We start from the raw sequence: 13228 nt of genomic DNA, 5'->3' as shown, positions 1-13228 counted from the left end.
CGCACGAAATTACTTCGCTGTCGTCGCTATCGCCGCAACTCTGCTCTGGCTAACATAACTGTCCACGCGACCTAGAGAGCACGCTGTTTGAATACGTAGGCGAAGAACGTCAATCGCTCTTGCCTACTTCATCACCGCTTCGACCTCGCCTCTGAACGCCTGGCGTGAGGTGTCGCGGGAATAGAACATGTGGCCGCCGGGATAGACGACGAGTTTGACACGGTCCGGCCTCGCAAAGGCCGGCAGTTGGTCGAGCGCCATCGCCGAGCCGAAGTAAGGAGTCGCGAGATCGAACAGGCCGTGGCCGACCAGGAGCTTCAGCTTCGGATCGAGCGCGAGAATCTGCCGGAGCTGTGAGACCGACTCGGCCGGGTTTGTCCCGCGGCCGAAATCCCAGGAGCCGGCGACGCTGCCGTTGAGAAGATGATAGGATCCGTCCGGCTGCCAGTTCAGCCTGCCCCTGGTGAGGTCGACAACTGCGCTCGTCAGCGGCGCAATCAGCGGATCGCCGGACGGATCGCCGAAGCGGGATACGCTCGAATCCGGATTGGGATCGAAGCCTTCGACTGACCCGTCGTAGCGGCCGGTCACTTTGCCGTTGCGGCGATCGAATTCCCTGCGGAATTCGGAGATATCGAAACGCCCCGCGAGGCGACGGCTTACCGCCGGATCGATATCGGTCAGGGCCGCCACCCTGTTGGCGAGCCGTGTCGTGGCCTCGCTGTCGGCCTGCCCCTTGACAAGGTCGACTAGGAAATCGCCGCGCGCGTATTGTTCGACATCGGCGACGTCGCTGCGCGTCACCGGGCCCTTCCTCTGCCGCGCGACCGCCGCCATGCTCGGAAGGCTCGCGACATATTGCAGCAGACTCGTGCCCTGGAATTCACGGAAATCGAGCAGCGGCGAGAGCAGGATTAATCCCTTCACGCCGACGCCCTGCTCGGTCTGCAGGTTATGCACGATCTTCGGTCCGCGGATGCCGCCATAGCTTTCGCCCACGACGTATTTCGGCGACAGCAGCCGCTCGTGCTTCTCGAGCCAGCGGCGGATCACCAGCGCGATCGCGTTGACATCGCCGTCGACGGAGAAGAAGCGCTTGCGCACGTCGTCCCCGGTCGCGACAAAACGACTATAGCCGGTGCCGACGGGATCGATGAAGACGAGGTCGGTGAAGTCGAGCCAGGTTTCCGCATTCGGCACCAGTTCGGGCGACGCCGACGACACCGCCCCCTCGCCGCCCAGCGCAATCCGCCACGGTCCGGCGCTGCCGAGCTGCAGCCAGGCCGACGATGCGCCCGGCCCGCCGTTGAACAGGAAGGTGACCGGGCGATTCGTCCGATCGGTGCCGTCGAGCTGATAGGAGGTATAGGCAATATCGGCCTGCGGCTCGCCCTTCTGGTCGAACAGGCGGATCGAGCCGGCGGTGGCCGTGAACTCCAAGCTACGTCCGGGGAGCGCCAGCGTCTGCTTGGTCGTGGAGTCAGGCGGCAAGCGGTGCTGCTCGGACGCCGACGGTGGATTGGCTGCCGCACTGCGGTCTGCACCGCCCTTACGACCCGCCGGTGCCTGCGTCGTCGGCGAATCTGACTGTGATGACGGTTTGGGGGTGTCGCCCGCGTCCTGCGCCCACGCGCCGCTCACGACTGAAAATGCGAGCAGCGCGACCATCATGCGCGTGCGCGCGTTGCGCTGTGTTCCGACCCAGCTTGCCATGTCCAGTTCCTTCGTAGCCCGGGTGCAGCCAAGCGAAGCCCGGGACATCTGCGTCAACATTGAGAGCGCCCCCGGGTTACGCTGGCGCTCCACCCGGGCTACGACGCGAATTGCGGCGTCCATCGGGGATGCAGCTACACAACGGGAGGAATTGTGTGGAAATCACAATCGCGCCAGCCGGTTTGCACCGCGATGAATGCGACAGGCCTGCGACAATACGCGCCGATCAGGTTGTCCGCGGCGACAATTGAGTGATATCCGTCACATCCACAAGGTTGCCAACCCAACCATTCGATCCACAGAACCAAAACGGCGCCACCGCGACTAACGAAATTGTATCTTCGAGGGGGTTCCCGAAATGAAACGAGCGATTGCCATTTGTGTCGGCCTGCTTGCGCTGGCTTCGCCGGCGGCGGCCGAGTCACCGGTGGCCGTCGTCGAGGACGTGCAAGGCAAGGTCACTGGCGCCGAGTTCATGGATTATGTAGCCCCCAAGACCGTAATCAAGATCGGGGACGGTGGTTCGATCGTGCTGAGCTATATGACCTCTTGCCGGCGCGAAGCGATCTCCGGGATCGGCACGGTGATCGTCGGCACCGAGGAGAGCGTCGTGCATCTCGCTGACCTCAAGGCCGAAAAAACCGATTGCGATTCCAACCAGACGCACGCCACGACGCAGGCGACCAGCGCGGTCGCCGCCACCGTGTTGCGCAGCGTCGATGCGAATAAGACCTCGTTGCCGCAGCCGCAGCTCACCCTCTACGGCGCTTCGCCATTCGTGGAGGCAAGAGGACGCGGCACGCTGATCGTGAAGCGCCTGGACATCCCCGGTGAGCGTCAGCAGGTTGATCTCGGCGGCACCCAGCTCAAGGGCAGGTTCTTCGATTTCGCCCGCGAGAACGGTGCATTGGTCCCGGGCGGCCTCTACGCCGCCACCTTCAAGTCGTCGCAGATCGTCTTCCGCGTCGACCCGCAAGCCAAGCCCGGCCCCACGCCGATCGTCGGCCGCCTGCTGCGGATGAATTAGCTCGTGATGAAACTGCCTTGGGGCCACTGCTGGCGCTTCTCCCTCTCCCCGTTCTTACGGAGCCGAGACGAGCGAAGCTCGCTCTGTGAGGGTTGGGGTGAGGGGCTCTCTCCGCGGACACGGTGACAGACGTGTTCGCGGAGATTCCCCCTCACCCGAAATTCAAGCTGCGCTTGAATTTCGACCTCTCCCCGCACGCGGGCCGAGGTGAAGTCGAACACGCCTCACTGTTCGAGAGAAAATCTTCCCGCGCCGGCCAGGATCAGCGACCTTGAGCATCGGGCGCACCGCGCGCGAGGTGATCACGATCGCCGCGATCGCGCTCGTCTGCGCCGCCATTTCTATCTCGCCCGCACTCGAGCCGATCCGCGGCCTCTCGCTCGACATCCTGACCGCGCTGCGCTGGAGGATATTCCAGAGCGCACCCGACCCCACCGCTTCCCCCACAGTTGTCGTCGCGATCGACGAGGAAAGCTATCGCGCGGCGCCGTTCAAGGGATCGCCCACGCTGACCTGGACCGGCGAGATCGGCCGCGTGCTCGGCGCGATCATCGATGGCGGTGCCAAGGTCGTCGGCTTCGACCTGGTGATCCCGACCTCGATCGAGCTGTCGCAAATTCCGTTCGGCGACGGCGTGCTGGGCGAAAAGGTGCGCGGCTTCGATCGCGACTTCCTGCGCGCCCTCGCCTCCGCCTCGACATCCGGCAAGGTCGTGCTCGGCGAGATGCTGCGCGGGGATCAGCCGATCCTCCCCTCCCCCGGACAGCGCGTTGCCGTCCGCCAGCAGCAGAACATCCGTCCGCTCAATGTCCACACCGACAGCGACGACACGGTGCGGCGGGTGCCGTTGACCTTTGCCGTCGGCGACGCAAGGGTTTCCGGCATGGCGCTCGAACTGGCATCGCGTGCGCTTGGTGCGACGGCCGACAGCGACGCCAGTGGCAACGTGACGCTCGCCGGTTACCGGATTCCGAGCCCGGTGCCGAACACGATGACGCTGAACTTTGCCGGCGGCGCGGACGACATCCCGACCTTTTCCTTCGCCGACCTGCGCGCCTGCGCGGCCAAGGGCGGGAAGGATTATTTCCGGCGTTGGTTCGACGGCAAGATCGTCCTGATCGGCACCGTGCTCGACATCGAAGACCGCCAGGCGACATCCAAACGATTTGCCACCGCAGGCGACGGGAGGCGCCCTCTCCCGCGCTGCGCGCCCGACGCCAGTCCGCCGGCCGTTCCGGGCGTCGCGCGCAGCACCATCGCGGGCGTCTATATCCACGCCACCGCCGTCAACAACCTGATCACCCGCAACGCGGCGCGCGAGCCCGGCCTCCTGCCGACGTTCCTGATCGCCTTCTTGTTTGCCGCGCTGGCCGCAACGGCGGCGCGCCTATTCAGGCCATTCACCGCCGTCCTCTGCTGCGCAGCGGCGAGCGCGCTCGGGCTCGTCGGCGCCACGTTCGCCTTCACCCACGCACTGGCGCTTCCGCTGGTCGAGCCTTTCGCGGCAGGCACGGCTGCGCTCGCGGCTATGGTCGGCCTTCGCTTCGCCGTCACCGATCGCGACCGCCGGCTGTTGCAGAAGAGCTTTGCGCTCTATCTCGCCCCACACGTCATCAACGGCATGCTGTCGTCGAAGAAATTGCCCGAGCTCGGCGGCGAGGCGCGCGAGGTCACCGTGTTCTTCTCCGACCTCGCGGGCTTCTCCGCGATCGCGGAAAACATGCCGCCGGACCGGCTGATGTCGCTGATGAACGAATATCTTTCTGATATGACCGATGTCATCGAGGCCAATGGTGGCTATGTCGACAAATATATCGGCGATTCCATCGTCGCGGTATTCGGCGCGCCCGCCGACGATCCTGACCATGCTGCGAACGCGGCGCGCGCGGCGCTCGACTGCTGCACACGACTTGCAGAGCTCAACGCCACCTCGCCGGCCTTCCGCGACCATCCGCTCGCGCAGCGCATCGGCATCAATTCCGGCGAGGCGCTGGTCGGCAATTTCGGGTCGCGGCGGCGCTTCAATTATTCCGTGATGAGCGATGCGGTGAACCTCGCCTCGCGCCTCGAAGGCGCCAACAAGTTCTACGGCACCACCATCATCGCCTCGGACGCGACGGTGGCGCTCGCAGGCAGCGGCTTTGCCTGGCGCGAGCTCGACGAAGTCCGCGTCAAAGGACGGAATCAAGCGCTGAAGATCTACGAGCTGGTGGCGCGGGCGGACGCGCTGTCGGAAGCGCAGCAGGCGCTGATCAAGACTTACGGCGAAGGACTCGCGCATTGGCGCGCCGGCGAATTCCACCTCGCCACGGAGGCTTTCGGCCGCTCGGCCGCGACCGACAAGCCGGCCGCATTGTTTCGCGAGCGCGCCGAGCAGATGGCCGCGCAGCCGCCGGGCGGGGACTGGGAGCCGATCCGCACGCTGCAGGAGAAGTGAGGCACATAGCCCGGGTGGAGCGAAGCGTAGCCCGGGACCCCTGGTAAACGCGGATGCAGAAGTCCCGGGTTGCCCTGCGCTCCACCCGGGCTACGAGGCCCGATCATTGCGGAATTGTGTCGGGCGGCCCTGCCGAGCGGCCGCCCGAGCCGTTTTGTGACCCCGAAATGCCGGTCTTCTGATCTCGACAAGCGCGGCCAAGCTGTATAGACGGGCGCGGCGCGGAACGGCGCGCAACCAGAGCCGAGCTTGTCGTGCCATGACCAGTCCCGAGCGATACGAGAAGATCGCCTTCGTTGCCAGCAGCGGCACCGAGGCGCAGGCGGCGCTGGCGCAACTGACGGCGCTCTACGGCAATTGCGACGCGGCGGACGCCGACGTCGTGGTCGCACTCGGCGGCGACGGCTTGATGCTGCAGACGCTGCACGCCAACATGCGTTCGGGGAAACCGATCTACGGCATGCATCGGGGCACCGTCGGCTTCCTGATGAACGAGTACGCGACCCACAATCTGCGCGAACGGCTGGCGGCCTCGCGCGAATCTTTGATCAGCCCCCTGCTGATGCGCGCCACCGACATTCACGGCGCAGTGCATCTGCATCACGCCATCAACGAGGTCGCGCTGTTCCGCCAGACCTATCAGGCCGCGCGCCTGCGTATCCTGATCGACGAGCACGAGCGGATGCCTGAACTGATCGCCGACGGCATCCTGGTCGCCACCCCCGCCGGCTCGACCGCCTATAACCTCTCGGTGCAGGGCCCGATCATCCCGATCAACGCCGCCCTGCTCGCGCTGACCCCGATCAGCGCCTTCCGCCCGCGGCGCTGGCGCGGCGCGCTGTTGCCGAATTCGGCGTTCGTCGTGATCGAGGTGCTCGAAGGCACAAAGCGCCCCGTGGCGGCGGTCGCCGACCATGACGAAGTGCGCGACGTCAGCCGCGTCGAGGTCTTGACCGACAAGACCATCTCGATACGCATGCTGTTCGATCCCGGCCACAGCCTGGAAGAGCGCATTCTGCGCGAGCAGTTCGGGTACTGATCCTCCCCCTCCTCGCAACCTTTCCTTAACCGCCACAGCGATATGGTTAACGTCGGGTAATGCCGTTTGGGCCGGGCGGGACATGTATCGCATCGATTTCAACAAGCTGCGGTTTCTGATCTGCGATGACAATCCGCACATGCGCCGCATCCTGCGGACGCTGTTGCATTCGTTCGGCGCGCGCGAAGTCTACGAGGCGGAAGACGGCGCCACCGCGCTCGAAATGTACACCCACTACGTCCCGGACATCGTCATCACCGACTGGTCGATGCCGATTTTCGACGGGCTCGAACTCGCACAGATGATCCGGCAGCCGGAATCCAACGCCAATCCCTACGCGCCGATCATCATGCTGACCGCGCATTCGGAGAAGCGCCGCGTCACGGTGGCGCGCGATGCCGGCGTCACCGAATTCCTGGCCAAGCCGATCTCGGCCAAGGGACTTTACCAGCGCATCCTCAATGTCGTTGCCAACCCCCGCCCCTTCATCAAGACCAAGACCTATTTCGGCCCGGACCGCCGCCGCAACACCAGCAACACCTATATCGGGCCCGAGCGCCGCGTCGGCGGCGAGATGGAAGTGATGCAACAGCCGTCGCTGCTCGATAAGGCGCGTTCCGCGATCTAGGCGGCGAGGAGATCATCATGGCGAAAGAGAAACCGGGCGCGGTCGAGATCAAGACCTTCGCCACGCATCATGTGATCACGCAACCCAATCCGCTGCGCGGAGTCTTGCGCCGCATCCCCCCCGACATCGATCATGACGACCCCGTTGCGCGCGCCGAGCAGGCGCTTGCGGATCTCTCCGGCGAATTCAAGCAGTGGATGACGATCGAGGCCGACCGGCTGTCGGCCGCGCACGCCACTGTGCTGCGCCACGGCTTCTCGCACGAAACGCGCGAAGAGCTGTTCCGCGCCGCTCATGACATCAAGGGCGACGCCGCGACCTTCGGCTTTCCCTCCGCCGGCGCCGCCGCCGAAAGCCTGTGCCGCATCATCGAGCACGCCCCCGATCTCGACCAGGTGCCGGCGGAGCTGATCACCCACCACATCAACGCGATCCAGGCGATCGTGCGCGAGCGCACCAAGCTCGACACCGCCGTGATGGCAAGCGCGCTCAGCAGGCAGCTCCGCGGCATCGCCGATGAATTCCTGCTCAAGGTCAACCGCGACCGCCCCGAGCATCTCGAAGCCATCCTCGCGCCGAGCATCGCACCAGCGGAGTAATGGAGCCTGCGTAGGTGGGCAAAGCGCAGCGTGCCCACCATCGTGAGCGGAATGGTGGGCACGTCGCTGCCCTCCTTTGCCCACCCTACGCGGCTATCGCTATCCCCCGTCATTCCGGGATGCGCCGCCAGGCGCAGGCCCGGAATCCATTGGGCTGCATGCGCAGGCGGCGAAATGGATTCCGGGTTCGATGCTGTCGCATCGCCACGGAATAACGACGTGTGTTGCGGCGGCGGTTTTTCCTACGCCGCGATCAAATCGTGCTCGAGCGGTGCGAGCGCTTCTTCCGCGACCAGCTCTTCGCAGAAGACGCGTGCTTCCTCGCGCGCGGATTCGGTGGCGAAGCGGCGGAGCAGGATCAACAGCGGTTCGGCGGCCTGCCGATCGGTCTCGCAATGGGTCAGCACGCGCTCGACCATCCGTCGGCGCAGCCTGACCGCGCCGTCGATGCTGTCGACATAGCCGGCTTCGTGGCTTGCCTCGAGCGCGGCACGGAAGGCGGCAAAGGTAGATTCCGGCAGGCCGGCGCGGATCAATAGCGCGTCGAGACTCGCGGCGCCGCGGTCATGCAACAGCGCGGCGATGCGCGCCTCCGGCAGGTCGGAGAGTTCGGCGAGGGCTGCGCGGAACAGCTCGATATTGCCCGAGAGCAGCGCACGCAGGATCAGACCGGCGGTCAGTTGGCAGGTCGCGCGCAGATGCGCGACGAGGCCGCGCATCTCCTCGCCGCGCGAGCGCGCGGCGATGTGAACGGTCGAGCGCTCGCGCGCTTCGCTGGCGATACGATCAGCCCGATCGGCGGGGAGCCAGTTGCGGGCGACCACGAATTGCGCCAGCGTCTCCGACAGCTTTGCCACCAGCGCCATGCGGGTCGCGGCCGGCAGGCCTTCCAGCACCAGCATCGCCTCCCGGATCGCGGCAAGATGGCCGTGCCGTTCGACGATACGGTCCCATGAGAACGGTGCGAGTTCCGCATTCGCGTTCTCGATCAATTCGAGCGCCGCGGCGGCACAGCCGACTTCGGCGATCGCCGCACCGACGGATGCAGGCAGATTGATCCGCCGCGCGATCGCGCATTGCATCTCGTTGTCGCCGGTCGCGACAATGTCGACGAGATCGGCATCGATCAGGAGTGGCGAATGTTCCAGCACCGGCAACGCGATTGCGGGCTGGTCGACCGCGAGCGCCTGCACGATGGCGGCCGGCGCCTCGGCGCTGCGCGCAAACACCTCGGCCATCGCCTGCCGCACCAGCGGCGAGGGATCGTCGAGCAGCATCAGCAGCGCGCCCTCGGCGGCGATGCGGTCGTCCTCTGATAGGTCTGAAATCAACCAGGCGCGCGCCAATGCCCGGGTGGCCTCGGCCCGCTCCCCTGCCGGAGCGGTCCTGATCCAATTGATGAACTGCCGAACGATCATGGTCCTTCCGGCTTACGCAACGAGACGACACGGTGATGCAGTGCCAACGTAACCAAAGATAAACCATGACGCTTAACAAAGCGTTCACCATAACTCTTTGGCTTTATTGACGTTTCGTTAATGATGAGCGCCTGCCTCCAAGTACACCGACCTCATCCTGAGGAGCCTGCACGGCAGGCGTCTCGAAGGATGGGCCGCGGGCGAGATCGGGGCCTCATGGTTCGAGACGCGCGTGCCGCGCCCCTCACCATGAGGGGCAACCACCTGTGCGGAGCGTCAGCCCGAGAACGTGCCGTTGCGGTCGCTGAAGAGGTCGAGGCGGCCAGGCGGTCGCACTTCGGGAGTCTGGCCGGAGAACGAGGTGGTCGCGACCTGTGACGAGCGACCCCATAGCTCCTGCACAGTCGGCGAGATCGGCTCGGCGCGGTCGCCGGCCTGGAACAGCGAGCGGAACATCGGATCGCCCGGAGCGGATGCCGCTTGCGAGCCGGCCACCGGCGACACCGCGCGGGAATCCGGGAAGCTTGAGAGGTAGGCGGCGTTGTCGATCGCCGGCGCGGGCGCAGCGCTCGCGATCTCGCCGCCGGCCGCGGCAAAAGCAGTGCGGGTCGCGCTGGAATTGGCAGCGCCGGCATAGCGCGCGTTCAGCACCGAATAGACTTCCGACACGCTGCGGGCGCGTCCCGAACCGTCGTAGAAGATCGAACTGTTGGCGGCGGCCGCCTTCGGGAACATCTGCGCGGCACTGGCGTTCGGATTGCCCTCGGCACTCGAGATCAGTTTCGCTGCGCCGCCGACGCCCATGAAATGCGCCATGTAGAGCTCGGCATCGGTCGGGCGACGGCCGATGCTGCCGGTGAGCTTGAAGCTGTTGGACTGCGTCAGCACGCCGGCCATTGCCGACGCGGCATCCGGGTCGTCGCGCAATCGCATGATCGCGGCCCGCGCCTGCGGATCGCTGACCGAATAGCTGCCGTCAGAATTCTTCGTGATGGCATCGGCATATTTGCCGTAGCCGAGCTTATCCCCCGCCTCCTTCACCGTGCCGAGCCAGGTCTGGTCGATGAACTGAAACAGCCCGCGCGCGGATGAGGTCGACGCGGAAGCCCGCGGGTTGAAGTTGGATTCCATCTTGGCGGTCGTGAGCAGGTATTGAAAGCTGGTGCCGGTGGTGGACGCCGCCTGCTTGATCGAACCCGCGATCTTCGCGCGCGTCGGGTCGACACCTGCCGCCGTCCCGGCGTTGAATGTATCGATCGCCATCGATTGATGCCCCGCTCCTCGCGAAACGCTCGCGTGGGCTTCATGAACGCCGGTAATCGGCGCAGCTCCCTTCAATACCCTGCGGCAGTTATGGTTAATGGGAAGTTAAGGAGGTGGAGCCTTACGGCTGCGCCTCGTAATACCGCGCGACCTGATCGATCTCTTCCGCGGTCATCTGGCGGGCGATATTGCGCATCTGCTCGCTGATGTCGTTGCGGCGGGTGCCCGATGCGAAGGCCTGCAACTGCGACTTGATATAGACGGCGGACTGGCCGCCGAGCCAGGGGCTGCCGGCCTTGATGTCGATTTCGCCGTGGCAGGAGCCGCAGGGCGGGATGTTGCGCATCGGCGCGCCCGTCACCACGATCGCAGGCGGCGGCAGGTTCGGATTGACCTGACTGGAAGGCACACGCGGCAGATAGGCGTAATAGAGCGCGACGTCGCGCATGTCCTGGTCGGTCATATTGGCCGCGAACGGGCTCATGACGACGTTGACCCGCGCCCCGGTCTTGAAGTCGTTCAACTCCTTGTACGTCACCGCGGCGTACTGCCCGGCGAGGTTCGGCGAGTTCGCGTCGCTGACGCCCTGCGGCCCATGGCAGATCGCGCAGCGCTGCGCGAGCGTCGCGCCACGGCCGATCGACACCTGATCCTGCCGTGTCAGCATTTCCGGAGTGACCACGACATTCGACGTCTTGAACGCAGGCGGGACCGCCGCGGCGGGCCTCGGCAGGTTCGGCACGCCGGCTGCGCTGCAGATCGCATCCCAGATGCCGGCAAGCTTCAGATTGGGCTGCAGCAGCGGCAGCCAGATCAATCCCACGACCGCGGACAGCACCGCGATGGCGGCGGTGACGCCGACGCTGATGCTGAACCAGGGATTGCGCGGCGAATAGAGCTCCTCCTCGCTCATCTGCTAGCTCCGACATAAACGGCAGGCACGCTGGTATTCTTCACGGCCATCAGTTGGCCGATCGGATAGCCGTAATTGACGACCGTCAGCCCGATCATGAGCGCCAGCCACAATCCAAAACTGTTGAGCGCAACCGGAATGCGCACAGGCATGTGCAAGGGGATGGCAAAGCGATAGGCGCCCGCCTCGCCCCTCGGCGCAACCTGGCCGCGGATCAGCACGATCAGGAACAGGATACCTGACGTCAGCAGGATCAATCCTCCGAACGCCGACATCGTCACCGAGAGGGCCTGCGGCGCGATCGCGGGATTGGCGTAGTCATAGAACGCCATGCGACGGGGCATGCCGAGGATGCCGACATAGTGCCACGGGAACGTTGTGACGATCATGCCGATGAACCACAGCCAGAGCTGGGTGCGCATCATCCCGTAACTGTCCAGCGTGCGGCCGGTCAAATGCGGCCACAGGTCATAGGCGATCGTGAAATACATGATGACGATGGCGCCGCCGAAGATCAGATGGAAGTGGCCGGTGATCCATTGCGTGTTGTGGATGCTGGTGTTGAGCTGATAGCTCATGTTGATGAGCCCGCCGGCGCCGCCGAAGCCAAGCATCACGAGCGATAGCGCGGTCGCGAGCATGATCGGATTCTTCCACGGCAGCGCGCCGATCCAGCCGAACGCGCCCCTGCCCCCGCGCAGCCGGCTCGCGATCTCCGCAGACGCGCAGATCGTGAATACCGTGAGCAGCGTCGGCAGCGCGACGAGACCGGTGAACACCGATTGCATGAACTTGAAGCCGGCGCCGACCTGCGGATCGGCAAACAAATGATGCACGCCGATCGGCATCGCGACCACGACGAACATGATGAAGGCAACCCGCCCCATCGCGTCGCTGTAGAGCCGGCCGCCGATCGCGCGCGGGAAGATGGTGTAATATGCGATGTAGGTCGGGATCAGCCAGAAATAGACGATGGCGTGCAATGTCCAGGAAAAGAATACGCGCGCCAGTCCGGCATCGATGGTGGTGGTGAGCCCAAGCGCGGTCGGAATGATCTGGAAAATGAGCTCCACCGCGGCGCCGACCGCGGTCCAGGCCCAGAGATAGGAGCCGGCGACATTGGCGAACATCGCGAGCGGCACCGGCTTGTCGCGGTTGTCGCGCTTCCAGACCGCGAGATTGATCGACATCAGCGCGACCCAGATCCATGAGCCGACCACGACCAGGACCACGCCGATGTAATAGAAGGGATTGCCGATCATCGGCGGATAGAAGGTGTAGAGCACAGAGGCCAGTCCGAGCGAGACCGGGATCATCGCCATCACGCTGCCGATCGCGACCAGCGCGATGCCGGCCCAGGCCCAGCGCCGCCCGATCAGCGGCCGCTCCAGCGCCGCTTCGCTGATGGCGTAGCCAAAGCCCATCGCGATCAGGGTCGGGAACACATAGCCCATCACCGTGCCGTGCGCGGTGACCGAGCGATAATAGAATTCCGGATTGAAGTGCCAGGCGTTCAGCGGGCTGCGCACGAACATCTGCCAGGCGCCGAGCACCAGCGCCGCGCCGAAGACGATGAAGGCGAGCCAGAAATGCGCCAGGATCAGCCGCTTGTTAATCAACACAGGTGAGCCTCCGTTTGCTCGCCGCCATGTTGCGGAACGTAGCCTGGTCGACCACCTTGACCTTGCCCCACATGCCGTGATGGCCGATGCCGCAGAATTCCTGGCACGGCATCATGTGTTCGCCCGGCGTCTTGAAGCTGATCGGCAGATCCGAAACATAGCCCGGCACCAGCATGATGTTGATGTTGGTGCCCTCGATCAGGAAGCCGTGCACGACGTCGGCGCTGGTGGCGCGAACGGTGATCGGCGTTTCCGCCGGTACCACGAGGCATTGCGGGGTGAATGAATATTGCTGCCCGATCGCGCGCACCGTGACGGAGCCGTCGGCCTCCAGCGCGCTGCCCAGGTTGCTTTCGACGAATTCGCCGGAAAGATGCAAGGTCGTCGGATCGGCGGTCTCGACGCGGCCCTGCGGCATCGTCGTATGATAGATGCCGAAGAAGGCGGCCAAGCCGACGAGCACGCCGACGATCACGATCGACAACGTTGCCCAGCGCCGCTCGATGCGCGCGGCAACCGCCTCGCCGAGGCCATGCGCGCCGTGACTATGATCGGTCTCGCTGGTCACG

Annotated in this window: 11 protein-coding genes; 5 read left to right on the top strand and 6 right to left on the bottom strand. The window is 65.1% G+C overall.

Going from position 1 to position 13228, the window contains the following annotated elements; all coding sequences use genetic code 11:
• Positions 1 to 123 precede the first annotated feature (123 nt).
• Positions 124 to 1713 (bottom strand): S10 family peptidase, encoded by a 1590-nt coding sequence (locus AC5ZGW_RS38995; protein WP_245474911.1) that lies wholly within the window; start codon positions 1711 to 1713, stop codon positions 124 to 126.
• A gap of 358 nt (positions 1714 to 2071) precedes the next feature.
• On the opposite strand from AC5ZGW_RS38995, the gene AC5ZGW_RS38990 reads away from it, so the two are divergent.
• From AC5ZGW_RS38990 to AC5ZGW_RS38970, 5 genes are all read left to right on the top strand, one after another.
• Positions 2072 to 2740 (top strand): hypothetical protein, encoded by a 669-nt coding sequence (locus AC5ZGW_RS38990; protein WP_028163275.1) that lies wholly within the window; start codon positions 2072 to 2074, stop codon positions 2738 to 2740.
• A gap of 271 nt (positions 2741 to 3011) precedes the next feature.
• On the top strand, positions 3012 to 5177 hold the full coding sequence (locus AC5ZGW_RS38985; RefSeq protein ID WP_130228219.1) for an adenylate/guanylate cyclase domain-containing protein: 2166 nt from the start codon (positions 3012 to 3014) through the stop codon (positions 5175 to 5177).
• 259 nt (positions 5178 to 5436) lie between these two features.
• Positions 5437 to 6216 carry an NAD kinase gene (locus AC5ZGW_RS38980; RefSeq protein WP_028163273.1) on the top strand — a complete coding sequence of 260 codons (780 nt, stop codon included), beginning with the start codon at positions 5437 to 5439 and terminating at the stop codon, positions 6214 to 6216.
• An 82-nt stretch (positions 6217 to 6298) separates the two neighbouring features.
• The gene (locus AC5ZGW_RS38975) at positions 6299 to 6844 is read left to right on the top strand and encodes a response regulator (protein WP_130228218.1); all 546 of its coding nucleotides are present in this window, start codon (positions 6299 to 6301) and stop codon (positions 6842 to 6844) included.
• A gap of 17 nt (positions 6845 to 6861) precedes the next feature.
• On the top strand, positions 6862 to 7443 hold the full coding sequence (locus tag AC5ZGW_RS38970) for an Hpt domain-containing protein (protein ID WP_130228217.1): 582 nt from the start codon (positions 6862 to 6864) through the stop codon (positions 7441 to 7443).
• Between the two features lie 242 nt (positions 7444 to 7685).
• Here AC5ZGW_RS38970 and AC5ZGW_RS38965 read toward each other — a convergent pair whose 3' ends face one another.
• The 5 genes from AC5ZGW_RS38965 to AC5ZGW_RS38945 form a co-directional block, all read right to left on the bottom strand.
• On the bottom strand, positions 7686 to 8861 hold the full coding sequence (locus AC5ZGW_RS38965; RefSeq protein WP_130228216.1) for a DUF2336 domain-containing protein: 1176 nt from the start codon (positions 8859 to 8861) through the stop codon (positions 7686 to 7688).
• Positions 8862 to 9137: 276 nt separating this feature from the next.
• Entirely contained in the window at positions 9138 to 10124 is a 987-nt protein-coding gene (locus tag AC5ZGW_RS38960; RefSeq protein WP_130228215.1) for a transglycosylase SLT domain-containing protein, read from the bottom strand.
• Between the two features lie 121 nt (positions 10125 to 10245).
• Complete coding sequence (locus AC5ZGW_RS38955; protein WP_130228214.1) at positions 10246 to 11037, bottom strand: c-type cytochrome; 792 nt, start codon at positions 11035 to 11037, stop codon at positions 10246 to 10248.
• Positions 11034 to 12659, bottom strand: a complete 1626-nt coding sequence (locus tag AC5ZGW_RS38950; RefSeq protein WP_130228213.1) for a b(o/a)3-type cytochrome-c oxidase subunit 1 — start codon at positions 12657 to 12659, stop codon at positions 11034 to 11036. Before AC5ZGW_RS38950 ends, AC5ZGW_RS38955 begins: the two co-directional genes overlap by 4 nt.
• A complete protein-coding gene (locus AC5ZGW_RS38945; RefSeq protein WP_130228212.1) occupies positions 12649 to 13227 on the bottom strand; it encodes a cupredoxin domain-containing protein in 579 nt (192 codons plus the stop codon). The genes AC5ZGW_RS38950 and AC5ZGW_RS38945 overlap by 11 nt, the downstream gene beginning before the upstream one ends.
• Position 13228: the final 1 nt, after the last annotated feature.

It is taken from the genome of Bradyrhizobium sp. Crot121, from assembly GCF_059512385.1.
Note: the sequence above shows the minus strand (reverse complement) of the source record. Positions and strands in the feature narration are given on the sequence as shown.

What these genes read in the sequence shown, in the direction of transcription:
- AC5ZGW_RS38970 (WP_130228217.1), top strand. Translation starts at nt 6,862, where the DNA reads ATGGCGAAAGAGAAACCGGGCGCGGTCGAGATCAAGACCTTCGCCACG.
- AC5ZGW_RS38980 (WP_028163273.1), top strand. Translation starts at nt 5,437, where the DNA reads ATGACCAGTCCCGAGCGATACGAGAAGATCGCCTTCGTTGCCAGCAGC.
- AC5ZGW_RS38965 (WP_130228216.1), bottom strand. Translation starts at nt 8,861, where the DNA reads ATGATCGTTCGGCAGTTCATCAATTGGATCAGGACCGCTCCGGCAGGG.
- AC5ZGW_RS38990 (WP_028163275.1), top strand. Translation starts at nt 2,072, where the DNA reads ATGAAACGAGCGATTGCCATTTGTGTCGGCCTGCTTGCGCTGGCTTCG.
- AC5ZGW_RS38955 (WP_130228214.1), bottom strand. Translation starts at nt 11,037, where the DNA reads ATGAGCGAGGAGGAGCTCTATTCGCCGCGCAATCCCTGGTTCAGCATC.
- AC5ZGW_RS38995 (WP_245474911.1), bottom strand. Translation starts at nt 1,713, where the DNA reads ATGGCAAGCTGGGTCGGAACACAGCGCAACGCGCGCACGCGCATGATG.
- AC5ZGW_RS38960 (WP_130228215.1), bottom strand. Translation starts at nt 10,124, where the DNA reads ATGGCGATCGATACATTCAACGCCGGGACGGCGGCAGGTGTCGACCCG.
- AC5ZGW_RS38975 (WP_130228218.1), top strand. Translation starts at nt 6,299, where the DNA reads ATGTATCGCATCGATTTCAACAAGCTGCGGTTTCTGATCTGCGATGAC.